The following is a 15,798-nucleotide window of genomic DNA, read 5'->3' on the forward strand; positions in this document are numbered from 1 at the left end:
CATTGAGATACGCCGCCATTGATATCGGCTCAAATGCCGTTCGACTGCTGATCGCAGATATTATTGAAAACGAAAAGGAGTATACGTTCAAGAAAAATACACTCATAAGGGTTCCCCTACGTCTCGGCGACGATGCTTTTCTCGATAAAAACATCTCCCCTAAAAAGGCCAATGACCTGGTGAAAACCATGACTGCCTTTAAACACTTGATGGATGTTTATAAAGTGGAAGATTATATGGCTTGTGCAACTTCTGCCATGCGTGAAGCGGAAAATGGGGAGGAGCTGGTGAAGCGCATCAAAGAAGAGGCTGACCTGGAACTGGAGATTGTGGAGGGGCAGAAGGAAGCTAACATTATCTATTCTACCCACATAGAGGAGACTTTGGATAAAAAGAAGAACTACCTGTACATTGATGTGGGCGGAGGAAGCACGGAGCTTTCCATTTTTACAGAAGGGAAAGTGGTTGCTTCCCGATCGTTCCGGTTAGGGACTGTCCGCATTCTTGATAACGCGGATACCGAGGAGACTTGGGATGAAATGAAAGAATGGATTAAGCTTCATACCAAGAAATATCGCAACCTGATCGGCATTGGTACCGGTGGCAACATCAATAAGCTTTTCAAGCTTTCAGAAGAAAAGGATAATCAGCCCTTAAGCATCGCCAAACTGAAGTCTGTTTATCAGTACCTCTCTTCTTTCTCTTTGAAAGAGCGCATCAATATACTCGGGTTGAATCAGGATAGGGCGGACGTAATAATCCCTGCTTCAGAGATCTATCTTACAGTGATGAAATGTGCGGGGGTAAAGGAAATTCATGTTCCGAGGGTAGGGATGGCAGATGGAATTATCAACCTTTTAATAGAAAAAAACTTGACAAAATAAGGACGTTTACTGGCCCAGATTTTGGCATTAATATTTATAAATCAGGAAGAAGCACTTCTATTCTGAGACTATAATTTTTGAAAAACGAGGAAAATTTTATGTAGAGAGCTAAACCGTTCTGTTAAATCGGTGTTATTGCTGTATAACTATCTATGTATGCAGCAAATTTCAAAAATTAACTCTACATATAAACGACCAAAAGTTTTTACCTGGCATATACACGGAACATATCTCTACTACCTGTCGCAGGGAAACTACGACTTATACATACCTACTAGAGACGACAAGGCTGAAGGCTACTACGGAAAGGGTGAAACTTTTCCTTTCGGACCAAATGTACACGAGGTTCCAGCCGAAGAGGTGAAAAACCTCGACCTCGACTGCATTATTTTTCAGTCGAAAAACAACTACCTGAAAGACCAATACGATATTTTGAGCGCTGAGCAGCGCGAACTTCCGCGGATCTACCTGGAGCACGATCCTCCTCGGGAAGTGCCCACGGATACGAAGCATGTGGTGGATGATCCGGACGTGTTATTGGTTCATGTTACCCATTTTAACTGTCTGATGTGGGATAATAACAGTACCCCTACTCATGTAATTGATCATGGTGTAGTGGATCCGGGAGTTAGCTATACTGGCGAAATCGAGCGGGGCATTGTGGTGATTAACAACATTCAAAAGAGAGGTCGCCGTCTCGGACTCGATGTGTTCCTGGAACTAAAGAAGCATGTGCCTCTGGATTTGGTAGGCATGGGTGCGGAGGAGCTCGGCCTTGGAGAAGTAAAATATCAGCAATTACCTGAATTCATCAGCAAATACCGCTTCTTCTTCAATCCCATCCGGTATACAAGCCTTGGCCTGTCTATATGTGAAGCAATGACGATTGGCGTACCTGTAGTTGGTCTCGCTACTACAGAACTTGTAACAGTTATTCAAAACGGTGTTTCCGGCTACGTCCATACCGATATCTACTACCTGGCCGAAAGGATGAAGGAACTTTTGCAAAACAAGGAATTAGCGGTTCAGCTGGGTCGGGAGGGCCAAAAGATAGCCAAACAACGGTTCAATATCCAAAGGTTTGCCACCGATTGGGATGAAACCATTCAGAAAGTCATTGCTGCACGAGCAGCACAAAAAAGCCCGGTTATTATTAAATCAGTGGCATAGGAACAAAATCGGCAAAATCTAACTTCAAGATACATGAAAAAGAAAATCGCTTTTATTAGTGAGCATGCATCTCCGTTAGCGACTTTGGGGGGCGTTGATAGCGGCGGTCAGAATGTCTACGTAGCTGAGTTGGCTAAATTTCTGGCCAAAACAGAATTCACTATAGATATTTTTACAAGATGGGACGATGCAGCATTGCCCCAGGTGGTTAACTGGTTGCCCGGCATTCGGGTGATCCATGTAAAAGCTGGCCCCGTTTGCTTTGTGGCGAAAGAGGAGCTGTTGCAATACATGCCAGAATTTACCCAAAGTATGCTTGCTTTTATCGAAGAAGATGCAGTTCAATACGATCTGATTCATGCGAACTTTTTCATGTCCGCTAAAGTTGCTGCAGAGATAAAGCAAATCTTGGATATTCCCTTCGTAGTCACCTTCCACGCCCTGGGACATGTGCGCCGGATCCATCAAAAAGATCAGGACAAATTCCCTGCAGAGCGACTGAAAATCGAAGAGGAAACGATCAGAAAAGCAGATAAAATTATCGCGGAATGTCCGCAGGATAGAGAGGATCTCATCAACTTGTATGGTGCGTCTGCACGCAAGATTACCGTAATCCCCTGCGGCTTTAGCCCTGAAGAATTCCATCCGATCAACAAGCTGGCGGCACGCCGACTGTTGAAACTTAACCCCGACGAGTTTATTCTGTTACAACTGGGCCGTATGGTTCCCCGTAAGGGAGTGGATAATGTCATCAGGTCGTTGGAGTATTTGAAAGAAACTAACCGGAAAGTACGCCTGGTAATTGTGGGCGGCGAAACGGATGATCCTGATCCGGCAACCTGTCCTGAAATAGGGCGACTGCAAACACTGGCGAAGGAAAAAGGAGTCGAAACCCTCGTCACTTTTGTTGGCCGGAAGAACAGAAATGTGCTTAAATATTACTACGCTGCGGCGGATATATTTATCACAACTCCCTGGTACGAACCCTTCGGTATCACCCCGCTGGAGTCGATGGCAGTAGGTACACCGGTAATCGGGTCGAACGTAGGAGGAATAAAATACAGCGTTATCGATGGGAAAACTGGCTTCCTCGTTCCTCCAAATGCACCCGCTGCGCTGGCAGAAAGGGTACAGCGATTGATCAACAATGAAGCCCTGTTAAAGTCAATGAAGCTGAACTCATTAAAACGGGTGAATACAATGTTCACCTGGGAAAATGTGGCTAAGATGACCGGAAATTTGTACGAGCGCATTCTGCTTGTTACCTACCAAACTTCCCTTGACCTGCAGCCGCAAATCAAAATTAACAAGAAGAGTCAGGCCGCTTAACGCGATGTTGTTGAAGCTGCCTCTGGTTCTGTATGGATAGCTTGCGCACAGTCTATTCCCGATTCCTTTCCGGCAATTGGACGCGGCGCTCAGAGTTCAATGCTATCCTCTATTGTGAATGCACCATTTTTTCTAATCAACAAAAATACATATAACAAATAATGAGAAACTTAGACGGTAAAGTAATACTTGTAACAGGAGGCGCCCAGGGTTTGGGAAAGGCCATTACTACCACTTTAGCAGAAGCCGGAGCCACCGTAGTGATTGGTGATATCCAGGCTGAAAAAGCGGAACAGCTGAGTGCTGAACTATCTCAGAACGGGCAGAATGTGACCTTTAAAAAGTTAGATCTGGCCGATGAGAAGAGTGTGGAAGAGGTGATCAATTCCATCAAATCTGAGTACGGAAGCCTTGACGTCCTGATCAACAATGCCGGTATTGATTTTACGAAGCCTATTATGGAGCTTTCTGTATCTGAGTGGGACGCAGCAATGAAAGTGAATCTTCGCGGACCATTCCTAACCGCAAAGTTCGGACTAGCGGTGATGTCAGAGCAAAGAAGCGGCTACATCATTAACATCATTTCTACTGCAGCACTAAGAGCATGGACCGAAGCATCTGTTTATCATGCGAGCAAATGGGGATTAAGAGGATTTACGCAAGCGCTTTTTACAGAGGCCCGCAAGGTGAATGTAAAAGTTACCGGTTTAATTGCCGGAGGTATGCGTACGCCATTCTTGTTAGATCGCTTCCCGGATATCAATCCGGAAGTATTGCAAGATCCTCAGAATGTAGCAATACAAATCAAGCAGTTACTATCGAACGATACAGACACGGTAGTTCCGGAACTGATGGTAATTCCATTTATGGAAACTTCCTGGCCATAAAACAAAATGAATAAGGCAGTATTTATAGATAAGGACGGAACCTTGATTCCCGATATTCCTTACAATGTGGATCCCGAGAAGATCACGTTGCAAGCGAATACTGCAGAAGGCCTCCGGCAACTTCAAAACCTGGGTTTCTTATTGATTATCATATCGAATCAGGCCGGGGTTGCCAGGGGTTATTTTAAAGAGGACGCGATCGGGGACGTGCAGAAAAAGATTGAGGAATTGCTTCACAACGAAGGGCTGAAGCTGGACGGCTTCTACTACTGTCCTCATCACCCTGAAGGTACGGTAGCTCCCTACGCTGTTGATTGCACCTGCCGTAAGCCGAAAGCCGGAATGTTCATCAAGGCAGCTCTCGATTTTGATGTGGAACTATCAGAATCCTGGATGATCGGCGATATCCTGCACGATGTAGAAGCAGGTAATAGTGCTGGTTGCAGAAGTATCCTGATTGATAACGGCAACGAAACTGAGTGGGAGATAAACGCGTTCAGAAAGCCGGACTACCTGGCAAGAAATATTAACGAGGCCGCCAATTATATCATTCAAAATACACCTTCTATTATAAACTATGAATAACGCAGCGTATCACAAGATCATCAGTCAGTTTGAAAAGTCGCGGGTGTTGGTGATAGGGGATATCATTCTTGATGCCTATTTAAAAGGAGACAGCACTCGATTGTCGCCGGAAGCGCCAGTGCCTGTGGTAAATGTCTCCAGGAAGGAAGAAGCTGTTGGAGGAGCGGCCAATATCGCTCTTAACTTGAGGGCTTTAGGTGCTGAAGTAACCTTCTTTTCTGCAGTAGGTTGCGATGAAGACGCAGAAAAGGCGATCGCTTTATTAAGTAAGACAGGTGTAAATGCAGGGTACATCATCAAGGAGCCGGGTCGGAAGACGATGGTAAAAACCCGGGTGATGGCTAAAACGCAGATTTTGGCCCGCTTCGACTATGGAACACAAATTCCAATAGGCACCGAAACGGAGCACCTGATTGCGGCTTACCTTAAAGAAAAGTACGAAAGCTTTGATGTGGTTATGATCGGCGACTACTATGGTGGAATCTTAACCCCTTATATCATTCAGACTATCCAGCACCTTCAGGAACAGACGCCGAAATTACTGGCGGTAGATTCGAAGGAGCTAACCAGCTTTAAAAGCCTCCGCCCTACGCTGGTAAAACCTAATTATTTTGAAGCAATCAAGCTAGCTGGACAAGGTTACCAGGCTACAGAACGGGTTGAACAGGCGAGGGAAACAGGCGAACTTTTGTTCGAGAAAACAGGGGCCAAGATTGTTGCGCTTACCATGGACGCCGAAGGGGCGCTAATATTTGATAACGGGCAGCTCAGCTATCGCTCTTACGCCTATGAAGTTCCTACACCAAATGTGGTGGGAGCGGGTGACACTTTTATCAGTGCCTATGCGCTTTCTCTTTATGCGGGAGCAGATATACCAATGGCTACCGAAGTTGCTACGGCTGCAGCGGCAATCGCCGTTCAGAAAGATGATACAGCACCATGTTATAGTGCCGAATTAAGTTCGTTCTTTACAATCAATAATAAGATTATCAGCCATGCCGGCGAGCTGAAGAAGCTAGCGGAAATCTACGAGGCCCAGGGTAAAAAAATCGTTTTCACGAACGGCTGTTTCGATATCCTGCACAGCGGACATGTGAGTTATCTGAACCGCGCAAAAGAACTGGGCGATGTATTGATCGTGGGATTGAATTGTGACGAAAGTGTGGCTCGTCTGAAAGGACCAGACCGACCTATTAACCCGCTGGAAGACAGGATGGAGGTATTGTCGGGACTAAGTGCCATTGATCATATCATCTCCTTCGGACATGAAAATGAAGATACGCCAGTGGAGCTGATTCGTGCTGCAAAGCCACACGTGTTTGCCAAAGGCGGAGATTACACAAAAGAAACCCTGCCCGAGGCTAGTGTGGTAGAAGAAATAGGAGGTGAGATCGTGTTCGTACCATACGTGCCTGATCATTCTACCACACGCATCATCCATCGGATCAATAAAGCTAATCCGCTTAAACTTCCTGCTTAACTTATGGAGCTAAGCGATTGGAAAAACTGTCGAAACATCCTGGTCATCCGTCCTGATAATATGGGTGACCTGCTGATGTCTACCCCTGCTATCCGCGCCCTTAAGGAAACAACGGGAGCAAGGATCGCGGTGCTTAGCTCGTCTATGTCTGCCGGTATTGCTAAAATGATCCCGGAGATTGACGAGGCCATTATTTTTGATCTACCCTGGGTGAAGACCAGTAGAAGTGTTTCACCTGAGAGTTTTCAAGAGGTGGTGGAGTTGTTGAAGCAAAGGAAGTTTGACGCAGCCGTAGTATTCACAGTTTACAGTCAGAATCCGCTGCCCACCGTTATGCTTCCGTACCTGGCGGGCATTCCCTTACGGCTGGCCTACTGCCGGGAGAACCCTTACGAACTATTGACGCATTGGGTGCCGGATCAGGAACCTTATTCGTTGATCAAACACCAGGTAAGGAGAGACCTTGACCTTGTCGCTGCTGTCGGTGCTCATACAGCAGACGAGAGGCTGTCACTGCGCGTCAATGAAGGTTTAGCTAAGGCATTAGATGCTAAACTGGCCGGCCTGTCGATCGACCTTAACCAGCCCTGGATCATGCTACACCCGGGCGTAAGTGAAAAAAAACGGGAATACCCGGCAGCGCATTGGATTGAGCTGGGGAAAATACTTTCAGCGGACTACCAACTGCTGCTTACGGGCGGGCCTTCAGAAAAATCGTTGACCCAGGAACTGGCTGCCGGAATTGGGGAAAGAGCTTTTTCCCTGGCTGGGATGCTAAGTTTGGAAGAATTTACGCTGCTGATAAAGCGTGCTCCGCTCGTCATTTCGGTCAATACCGGAACCATTCATATTGCCGCCGCCTGCGGAACACCTGTAGTAGTTTTGTACGCTTTTACCAATCCACAACATTCCCCCTGGAAAGTTCCCGGAAAAGTGTTGCCGTTCAGCGTGCAGGAAGAGCTGAAGAGCCGCAACGAGGTGATCCGCTACGTAAGCGACGGCCTGCTTTTCGATATACCCCTTATGGTATCTCCCGAGGAAGTGGCAGAGGCAGCCAGACAAGTCCTGTCAGGCAACTGTGATGTGATTCCTGAAATGATTCCGTACCAGGAGAAGGAGATGATCGGTTAAGCCTGGCTTCAATCCTGACTATTAGCGCCTTGATCGAAAAAGCTAAATGAGGAGTAGCCGTATTTTCGTTGCTCCCTGAAATTAGGATGATCGTCTAGTTTTTTCGTAGTGGGATGTTCGACGATCAAAAGCCCTTCGGCGCTTAGCAGCTTGCGTTTAAATACCAGCTCGGGAATCAAGGGGATTTGAGGTAAATCATAGGGAGGATCCGCAAATATCAGATCGAAAACATCTGTTTCACTTTCCAGAAACTTAAAAACGTCCGCTTTTTTTGCCTTAATGGCTTCCAGCTTTAGTTCTTTCGCCGTATTTTTCAGGTAATTGTAACAGCCGAAGGTTCTGTCTACCGCAATTACCTCCGGTACACCCCGGGATGCAAACTCGAAAGATAAGTTGCCGGTCCCGCTAAAGAGATCCAGCACCTTCAAATTTTCGAAATCGTACTGATTTCCTAATATGTTGAACAGTGCCTCTTTTGCCAGGTCCGTTGTGGGCCGAACTGGTAAATTCGACGGAGGATTCAATCGGAGTCCCTTTAGCTTACCGCCAATTATTCGCATAGACTTAAGCTAAAAAGCGAGAAAAACCGGTGTGAAGGAAGACTCTTAAAAGTTTCCGGAATACCTGTTACCTGCCTGCAATCTCCAAAGTGAATGGTACTGAAATATTTTTTAATTCTGCGATGGTTTTCACTACCTCTTTCTATTTCACCCATCAACACAATAGGCGTCAGCTCAGCTTGCAATTGCAGTTGTTCCATCAAAAAGAGTAAATAATAGTTGAAATCATCAGGTGTTTCAATCTGAAAAGTGTTGTAGAACACCAACCCTTTCTCTGATAGTAGCAGGGCTTCAAAGCTTGTTGCATTAAAATTCAGGATGAGATGGTGACCCGGGTAAGTTTTCAAAGAGCCCGTAATCAGCGGATCAGCCTGAGAGTAAAATTGGGCAGCCGGTAAGTGTTTTTTTACCGTTGCCTGCAGATCCGCCGGCAACGCAAAGATATTTCTCATCTGTGCCTCTTTCACCAGCCTGCTTTCTGCCTGTATTTCTCCTGCTCCAAGTAAAGTAGCGTAATTGTTCAACTCTGACTCCTGAAACAGCATCTCCGGTATAAAGGTGAACTGACTTGTCTCCAGGGTCACCTTGACGTTAGCGTAGTTCGAGTTGATATAGGGGTAGGCGGCCTCAACTTCATCCAGCACCACTTCAGCTGACTTTGCTGAATTGGAGCTGAACAGCACTACCGCACGTTTGGTGGCGTTGTCAATAACAGCAAAAGAAACCTGGTAAGTGCTGATTCTAACTAACAAATCACAGTTGAGCGAGTTGCTCCAACTGTAGTTTTGATCCTTTAGATGAAGTATACCGTTATCGTTCATTAAAGCAAAACTAATTATTTTGATGGTAAATGCGCATTTTTACACTTTATGAATGTGGTAGATTTATTGCGGAGCCATTTTCCTGTTAGCCCTACGGCACAACAGCAGCAAGTGTTCAGACAACTGCAGGAGTTTCTGCTTTCGCAGGATAAACAGGAGTGCTTTGTGTTAAAAGGTTATGCCGGAACAGGTAAAACGACCATTATTGCCACCCTGGTTAAGATATTACCGCGCCTCAAAATGAAGTCCGCTTTGCTTGCCCCGACAGGTCGTGCAGCAAAAGTGATTTCCAGCTACTCGGGTAAGAAAGCTTACACCATCCACAAATACATCTACAGGAAGAAATCTGCAGTGGATCTGGATATGAGCTTTGTGCTAGCGGAGAATATTGCGGAAAACACCCTTTTCATTGTAGATGAAGCATCTATGGTAGCCAGTCAGGCTGGCGACTTTGGCCGCAATGGTTTGCTGCAGGATCTGATGGAATACGTGTACAACGGTAAAAACTGCAAACTGATGTTTGTGGGCGATACAGCGCAGCTACCGCCGGTAGGCTCAGAGGAAAGCCCTGCATTGGACCCTAAGTTCCTCCAAAGTTATTTCTCGCTGAAAGTCCATCACACCGAAATGACCGACGTGGTTCGCCAGGAAAAGCAGTCGGGTATCCTCTTAAATGCTACCTACATTCGTGACCTCATCCGGGGAGAAAGAGAGGAGTTTCCGAAGCTGAAAGTAGCTGGTTTCCCTGATATTTACCGAATGACGGGTGAGCGACTATCGGAGGGATTGCAGTACGCCTACGACAAGTTCGGTATGGAGAACACGCTGGTGATCTGCCGGTCTAACAAAAACGCAAACAACTATAACCTGCAAATACGAAACCGGATCCTGTACAGGGAGGAAGAGTTAACAGGTGGAGATTTCCTGATGGTGGTGAAGAATAACTATTTCTGGATGCAGAAGGAGGAGAGCTCCAACGCCTTCATTGCAAATGGCGATATCGCTAAAGTGCGGAAGATGCGCAACATTCAGGAGATCTACGGATTCCGCTTTGCGGATGTTGTCCTCGAATTTCTTGATTACCCGGACGATGAGCCGCTTTCCTGCAAGGTGATGCTCGATACGATCTATTCGGAGGGGCCGGGACTTCCTCAGGAAGATCAGCGCCGTTTTTTCGATGCAGTGATGCAAGACTATCTCGATATCCCCGACAGAAAAAAGCGAATGGAAGAACTGAAGCTGAACCCCTACTATAATGCCTTACAAGTGAAGTTTGCGTATGCGGTTACTTGTCACAAGGCCCAGGGCGGACAATGGGATGCTGTTTTTGTGGATCAGGGATACCTTACCGAAGAGATGCTGAATGTAGATTTCCTGAGATGGATGTATACAGCCGTAACACGATCGGTGAAGCAGCTGTTCCTGGTAAATTTCAGCAAAGAGTTTTTTAGTTAAAACTGATGGTAAACGTGGTACCGACGTCGGGAGTACTTTCTATTTCGATGTTTCCACCCATTGCTACAATTTGCGCTTTGGTGATATAGAGACCTACTCCTTTACTATCATTGTTGCCATGGAAAGTCTGGTAGATGCCAAAAAGGTTCTCGCTGTGTTTGCTCAGGTCGATACCCAGCCCGTTATCCTTCACTTCCATAAAGACCTTCTCGTTACGCCGATAGGTACGTACGGAAATCTCCGGTCTTCTTCCGGGACTTCTGTATTTGATGGCGTTAGAAAGTAGATTTTGCATGATGCTTTCCAGATAACTTTTCGGGTAGCGGATATGTGGCGCCTCTGAAAAGTCGTAGTCCAGCTTTGCGTGCGATTTTTTAATATCCGCTGAAAGGTTCTTTACTGCACTATTGTAAATCTGCTTAAAGTTCAGTTCCTCATGTACCGCATACGATTCATGCTTACTCCGCAGCATCTCAATAAGATCATCAAGTTTGACGATCAGGTTATCAGACACCTCCCGGATGATCTCCATAAGTCCCGCTTTCTCCTCTTCGTCTTTCGCTTCTTCATACAGCTGCAGCAAGGCAATCATGTTCACGCCGGGCGAGCGAAGATCGTGAGAGGCTACGTAGGCAAAGCGTTCCAGCTCGTTATTCTGCTTGATCAAATCCTGACTTAAACTTTGGAGCTCGTTTTTTTGACTTTCCAGCCGTTTGTTTTTGTCTTCCACTTCCCTGAATAGTTCAGAAATCTTCTCCTGGTTTTGTACGATACTCACCAGCGCTGATATCACGATAAGCAGTAACAGCCAGTTGCTCACCACCGAGAATATTTGGATGCGCTTGGTTTGTTTTTCTATCGACTCATGGTTCCTCAGCAATCGGGTATTTTCAATTTGTGTTATCCTGCTGAGCACTTTTTCAATATTCTCCATCATCATCCGCCCCTCATTGCTTTCGATGATCGCCCGGGCCTGGGATGGTTGACCGTTTTTTTGCAGATCGATAGTTTGTGCTATAAGCGCTCTTTTAAGCTTTATTAGTCGGCTTAAGCTATCCAGGTTTGCCTGTTCTTCCTCGCGTTCACCAAGGCTTGTGAAAAGAGACAGATACAGGTCATCTATTCTCAGAGATGCACCTTCGTAGGGCTTAAGATAGCTGGTATCGGAGGTTAAAAGGTAGGCTCGCTGGCTGCTTTCAGCGGTTCTCAGTGCAGCAAGCAGGCTCTGTGCAGTTTCTACAATTTCATATGTTTCCCTGCCTGCGGCGTAGCTGCGGGCATTTCTGGATGATTGCAGCAGGAAAAAGACAGTGTTTACCACAATGATTAAAATTGTAGCCCCAATCAGGTAATATATGTGTTGGGAATTTTTCATCCTACTTTTAGCAGTCCTGAATTTTTTGCTTTAGCTTCTTTATCCAAAAAAACACACTTTACTAACTACAAATATTAATAAAAAAAATACAGGATCAGCGCCCATTATGTCCGAAATTCGCAAAAGCGACCTAAACTCTTGTTTCCGAGCTCATTTAATTGGCTGTTTCCTGACGCTGTGTCCTTCAGCTTCGACAACAATTAAATACTTACTTTTGCGATTTCAAATATCAGTCTAGTGCAGCTTCAAGGACCGTTCCCTGTTGCTATAGCCTGAGTACAAAAAACAAACCGAATGGACTCCGATCTTAAAAAGTTGCTTCGCGTAAGCTTATACATGGCTGTTGGCATTCTCATTATCTATTTTCTTTTTTCATACTTACTGCAGTAAGTGCAAAGGGAGCCCACATGCGCCCAGAATCCGCCAACTTTTTGATGTTTAAAATCGTAGACGGTAGGAAAACCGCCTGCTTGATTAAATGTTATTATCTCTCTTTCTATACGAATTATTAACCTCTCTTCCAAGGTATGATCGCTAACGACGCTAAGATGAGAAACGGTACTGCAACAGACTTTAAGCTTATTTTTCAATCGCTTCCCGGGAAGTTTCTGGTAGTCGGTTCTCAAGCTCCTTTTTTGGTGCTGGCCGCTAGCGATGAACTGTTGCAGTTCGTTGGGAGATATTCAGACGAGGTGGTAGGCAAGAGTATCCTGGATTTTTACCGGAACGCTACGGTAGAAGCCAACCTCGTGCAGTTGGAAGACAGCTGCCGGCGGGTAATGGAATACAAGAACGGGGAGAATAGAGTTTTTGCCAGGTACAAAATCGGTCGGTCTGGCGAAACGGTTGAACAGTTCTGCCAGGCAGAAAATAAACCAGTAGTTGACGAAAATGGCAAATTGTCGTTCATCATACATAGTATAACAGACCTCAATCGCCAGACGAATGTGAGCAGCAATAGCGAAAATGAGGATGAAGCGTTCAAGCAGCGGGCAAGGGAAGTTGGAGAAAAGAGAAGTACTGAGGCGATATGGGAAAGTGAGCGGAATCTTCGCAATTTAATCCTGCAGGCGCCAGTTGCCATTTGTATTTTCCGCGGCCCCGACTATAAAGTGGAAATAGCGAATGACCTGATGCTGGAATCCTGGGATAAAAAGGCGGAGGAGGTGCTGAACAAGCCAGTTTATGAGGCATTGCCGGAAGCAAGAGGACAGGGCTTCGAGGATCTTTTGCACCGCGTGTATACCACAGGCGAAACCATCACCGCCTACGGAGTGGCAGGAACCCTAACGCGGAAAGGGGTAAAAGAGACTTATTACGTAAACCTGGTTTACCAGGCATTGAGGGAAGCGGACGGTACAATTTCGGGTATCATGATTGTGAACATCGACGTGACCGAACAAATTTTAACCCGCCGGAAGATAGAAGAGGCAGAAGAAAGGGCCAGGTTAGCTGTAGAAGCTGCCGAACTGGGAACTTACGAAGTTAATTTGCTTACCAATGAGCTGTTTGTATCCCCCCGGCTGGCTGCAATTTTTGATGTTGAAGAGAATGCCGACCGGGAACGGTTTGTGTCGGCAATCCACCCTGACGACCTTCCTATCCGTGCTAAGGCACACGAAAAGGCGACAGGGTCGGGTGTTTTGGAGTACGAAGCCCGCGTAATCAGAAAGGACAGGAGCACACGTTGGATCAGGGTAAAAGGAAGAGTGTATTACGATCAGGAGAACAGGGCATCGCGACTGATCGGTATGGTCCAGGATATCAACGCGGAAAAGGAGACGAATCGTCAACGGGACGATTTTATCAGCCTCGTCAGTCACGAGTTAAAGACGCCGATTACCAGTTTAAAGGGCTATACCCAGCTGCTAAACAGGAAGTTTCGGGCACTCCAGGATGAGAAGTCCACCGCTATGCTTGAAAAAATGGACGAACAGGTGAAAAGACTGCACTATATAGTACAGGACCTGTTGGATGTGAGTCGCATTGAAAGCAATAAGATTAAATTCCGGATGGAGGAATTTGCCTTCCACAGGCTAGTTGTGGAAACTATCGAAGAAGTTCAGCGAACCTCAGAAACCCACCGGATTGTGTTGCTACAGAATGAAGAAGCGACCATAAACGCCGATAAAGAACGGACTAGCCAGGTCCTGATCAATCTTCTTACTAATGCGCTTACTTATTCTCCGATGGGGAATGAAGTGGAAGTGTCCTCTTATCTGCAAAACGGCGAAGTCATTTGTGCGGTAAAAGACTATGGAGCAGGGATAGAGCCGTCAAAGCAGCGGAGGATTTTTGAACGATATTACCAGGCCGGCGACACCAATAAGTACAACTCCGGACTGGGCCTTGGTCTGTTTATCTCCGCTGAAATTATTAAACGGCAGAACGGACGCATATGGGTAGAAAGCGAATCGGGGAGTGGAGCTACTTTCTACTTTAGTCTGCCGGTGTAATTCAGCCCTCTATGGGGAGGGTAAACCAAAATTTTGACCCCTTGCCCAAACTGCTTTCTACTCCTATTTTTCCGCCATGTTTGGCGACAATCTCCTTGGAGATATAGAGGCCTAATCCGAGTCCTGAGATCTGGTGCCCGGAAGAATCTACGCGGTAGTACCGCTGGAAAAGGTGTGGAAGTTTTTCTTCCGGAATGCCCTGTCCAAAATCTTCAACTGTGACCTTGGCAAATCCCTCTGATTTTTCGATGTGGATGATGATTTTTCCGGACTGGGGACCGTATTTGACTGCATTGTTCACCAAATTTACGATCACCTGATCGATACGGTGGAAATCCGCATACACCTGCAGATGGAGATCGCCCTCCACAACAATCTGATGAGTACCCTCCATGCGCACGTGCTGGCAGCAGTCGTTGATCACTTTTGACAAGGCGAAAAACTCTTTATTCAGCGTTAACTGTCCTTCATTCAGCTTCGTTACATTCAACAAATCTTCTATCAAATAAGTCAATTTGCTGATACTTGAAGAAGACTGCTTAACCAATCTTTCCAGCTTGTTGTTCGGGTCATTGGCGGTAAACCTTTCTATCAGTTGAATGGATGCCTTCAGGGAGGTTAGTGGTGTTTTTAGTTCATGGCTCGCAATGCCGATGAAGTCATCTTTCCTTTTTTGAGCCAGAGCCTGTTCCGTGACATCTGTGGCAACTGCCATCACTGCATTAATTACTCCGTCAGCGTCCCGTAACGGAGCGTATACAAAGTTCAGATAGGTAGTTTCAAGTTTGCCATTCCTGGGAAGATTTGCCGGACGCTCAAATGCACTGAACGATTCCCCACTATGATAGACACTGTGCAGAAGCTCCTCAAAGCCCTGTCCCCTTGCCTCTGGTAATCCTTCAAATATAGGTTTTCCTACAATCTCGTCTGTTGTTCCCCAAATTTCCAGCATCATAGCATTGGCAATTTCGACTATGAATCCGGGGCCTTTAAGGATACAAATAGCTACGGGGGCCTGCATGATCATTCCCCTCAAGTTAGCTTGGCTGATTTCGACCTGGCGTCTTGCCTCCACTAGTTCGGTCACATCTGTGGCTGTACATAACACGCCCCATATCGTTCCATCTGCTTCCTTTAGCGGCTGATAGGCGAACTTGAAATAATAGGTTTGTAAGATGCCGTGAGTTTGCAGATCTGCACGGTCTTGTTCTGTGTGATAGGATATCCCCGTTTCATATACCTTCCGCAACAGTTCTGGAAAAGGCTGCTGAACTATTTCCGGAAGCGCTTCAATGAACGGCTTTCCGATAATTGAAGCGTCTTTTCCCCACACTTTAAGCGTTGCTTCATTAGCGTATACAACTTTCAGATCGCTACCTGCACAAACGTAAATTGGGCTGGGAGACGAGTTGAATATAGTGAGGAGGTGTTTCTCGACAAGTGGTCTGTGATTTTCCAAGATTATCCTTTGTAATAACTGAAAAAAGAACCAATGTCGGCGGTGAAAGTTTGGGACAATATCGGACCGTTAGTTTCCAACTAGTTCAAAGATTTCAAGCCACTTAGCGCAAAAGGCACCATCAAGCTGGTCAGGAATTTGAGTGCCCCTGGTCAGATTTTTATTTTTGAGCAAGTGTTGAGATGACACTCGCCTGTTCCGCGCAT

At 46.1% G+C, this 15,798-nt stretch carries 13 protein-coding genes; 9 read left to right on the forward strand and 4 right to left on the reverse strand.

Annotated features, from left to right (window positions below; genetic code table 11):
• The first annotated feature begins 2 nt into the window (after positions 1-2).
• The 7 genes from J4N23_RS05010 to J4N23_RS05040 all read left to right on the forward strand — a co-directional run bounded on the left by J4N23_RS05010 (position 3) and on the right by J4N23_RS05040 (position 7,466).
• Positions 3-884 carry an exopolyphosphatase gene (locus J4N23_RS05010; protein ID WP_207425928.1) on the forward strand — a complete coding sequence of 294 codons (882 nt, stop codon included), beginning with the start codon at positions 3-5 and terminating at the stop codon, positions 882-884.
• A gap of 156 nt (positions 885-1,040) precedes the next feature.
• Positions 1,041-2,054 (forward strand): glycosyltransferase family 4 protein, encoded by a 1,014-nt coding sequence (locus J4N23_RS05015; protein WP_207425929.1) that lies wholly within the window; start codon positions 1,041-1,043, stop codon positions 2,052-2,054.
• A 33-nt stretch (positions 2,055-2,087) separates the two neighbouring features.
• The gene (locus tag J4N23_RS05020) at positions 2,088-3,383 is read left to right on the forward strand and encodes a glycosyltransferase family 1 protein (RefSeq protein ID WP_207425930.1); all 1,296 of its coding nucleotides are present in this window, start codon (positions 2,088-2,090) and stop codon (positions 3,381-3,383) included.
• A 161-nt stretch (positions 3,384-3,544) separates the two neighbouring features.
• A complete protein-coding gene (locus J4N23_RS05025; RefSeq protein WP_242689127.1) occupies positions 3,545-4,270 on the forward strand; it encodes an SDR family oxidoreductase in 726 nt (241 codons plus the stop codon).
• A gap of 6 nt (positions 4,271-4,276) precedes the next feature.
• Positions 4,277-4,855 (forward strand): HAD-IIIA family hydrolase, encoded by a 579-nt coding sequence (locus tag J4N23_RS05030; protein WP_207425931.1) that lies wholly within the window; start codon positions 4,277-4,279, stop codon positions 4,853-4,855.
• Entirely contained in the window at positions 4,848-6,335 is a 1,488-nt protein-coding gene (gene rfaE2 / locus J4N23_RS05035; RefSeq protein WP_207425932.1) for a D-glycero-beta-D-manno-heptose 1-phosphate adenylyltransferase, read from the forward strand. The genes J4N23_RS05030 and rfaE2 overlap by 8 nt, the downstream gene beginning before the upstream one ends.
• 3 nt (positions 6,336-6,338) lie before the next feature.
• Entirely contained in the window at positions 6,339-7,466 is a 1,128-nt protein-coding gene (locus tag J4N23_RS05040; RefSeq protein WP_207425933.1) for a glycosyltransferase family 9 protein, read from the forward strand.
• 8 nt (positions 7,467-7,474) lie between these two features.
• Here J4N23_RS05040 and rsmD read toward each other — a convergent pair whose 3' ends face one another.
• Positions 7,475-8,026 carry a 16S rRNA (guanine(966)-N(2))-methyltransferase RsmD gene (rsmD, locus tag J4N23_RS05045; protein ID WP_207425934.1) on the reverse strand — a complete coding sequence of 184 codons (552 nt, stop codon included), beginning with the start codon at positions 8,024-8,026 and terminating at the stop codon, positions 7,475-7,477.
• Positions 8,017-8,847 carry a DUF3822 family protein gene (locus J4N23_RS05050; protein ID WP_207425935.1) on the reverse strand — a complete coding sequence of 277 codons (831 nt, stop codon included), beginning with the start codon at positions 8,845-8,847 and terminating at the stop codon, positions 8,017-8,019. Before J4N23_RS05050 ends, rsmD begins: the two co-directional genes overlap by 10 nt.
• Positions 8,848-8,895: 48 nt before the next feature.
• Between J4N23_RS05050 and J4N23_RS05055 the strand changes: the two genes are divergently transcribed.
• Entirely contained in the window at positions 8,896-10,302 is a 1,407-nt protein-coding gene (locus J4N23_RS05055; protein WP_207425936.1) for an ATP-dependent RecD-like DNA helicase, read from the forward strand.
• On the opposite strand, the gene J4N23_RS05060 is transcribed toward J4N23_RS05055, so the two are convergent.
• Positions 10,295-11,677: a CHASE3 domain-containing protein gene (locus tag J4N23_RS05060; RefSeq protein WP_207425937.1), complete on the reverse strand. Its 1,383-nt coding sequence runs from the start codon at positions 11,675-11,677 to the stop codon at positions 10,295-10,297. The genes J4N23_RS05055 and J4N23_RS05060 overlap by 8 nt on opposite strands.
• 527 nt (positions 11,678-12,204) lie before the next feature.
• Here J4N23_RS05060 and J4N23_RS05065 point away from each other — a divergent pair.
• Positions 12,205-14,133: a PAS domain-containing sensor histidine kinase gene (locus tag J4N23_RS05065; RefSeq protein WP_207425938.1), complete on the forward strand. Its 1,929-nt coding sequence runs from the start codon at positions 12,205-12,207 to the stop codon at positions 14,131-14,133.
• 1 nt (position 14,134) lies between these two features.
• Here the strand turns inward: J4N23_RS05065 and J4N23_RS05070 are convergent, their stop codons facing one another.
• Positions 14,135-15,592, reverse strand: coding sequence for an ATP-binding protein (locus J4N23_RS05070; protein WP_207425939.1), 1,458 nt, complete (start codon positions 15,590-15,592; stop codon positions 14,135-14,137).
• Between the last annotated feature and the right edge of the window lie 206 nt (positions 15,593-15,798).

The organism is Pedobacter sp. SYSU D00535, assembly GCF_017355855.1.
In the GTDB taxonomy this organism is placed as follows: Bacteria; Bacteroidota; Bacteroidia; order Sphingobacteriales; family Sphingobacteriaceae; genus Desertivirga.

Excerpts from the sequence above, each read along its gene's own strand:
- J4N23_RS05065 (WP_207425938.1), top strand. The coding sequence starts at position 12,205 with ATGATCGCTAACGACGCTAAGATGAGAAACGGTACTGCAACAGACTTT.
- rfaE2 (WP_207425932.1), top strand. The coding sequence starts at position 4,848 with ATGAATAACGCAGCGTATCACAAGATCATCAGTCAGTTTGAAAAGTCG.
- J4N23_RS05015 (WP_207425929.1), top strand. The coding sequence starts at position 1,041 with ATGCAGCAAATTTCAAAAATTAACTCTACATATAAACGACCAAAAGTT.
- J4N23_RS05020 (WP_207425930.1), top strand. The coding sequence starts at position 2,088 with ATGAAAAAGAAAATCGCTTTTATTAGTGAGCATGCATCTCCGTTAGCG.
- J4N23_RS05055 (WP_207425936.1), top strand. The coding sequence starts at position 8,896 with ATGAATGTGGTAGATTTATTGCGGAGCCATTTTCCTGTTAGCCCTACG.
- J4N23_RS05025 (WP_242689127.1), top strand. The coding sequence starts at position 3,545 with ATGAGAAACTTAGACGGTAAAGTAATACTTGTAACAGGAGGCGCCCAG.
- J4N23_RS05060 (WP_207425937.1), bottom strand. The coding sequence starts at position 11,677 with ATGAAAAATTCCCAACACATATATTACCTGATTGGGGCTACAATTTTA.
- rsmD (WP_207425934.1), bottom strand. The coding sequence starts at position 8,026 with ATGCGAATAATTGGCGGTAAGCTAAAGGGACTCCGATTGAATCCTCCG.
- J4N23_RS05040 (WP_207425933.1), top strand. The coding sequence starts at position 6,339 with ATGGAGCTAAGCGATTGGAAAAACTGTCGAAACATCCTGGTCATCCGT.
- J4N23_RS05050 (WP_207425935.1), bottom strand. The coding sequence starts at position 8,847 with ATGAACGATAACGGTATACTTCATCTAAAGGATCAAAACTACAGTTGG.
- J4N23_RS05030 (WP_207425931.1), top strand. The coding sequence starts at position 4,277 with ATGAATAAGGCAGTATTTATAGATAAGGACGGAACCTTGATTCCCGAT.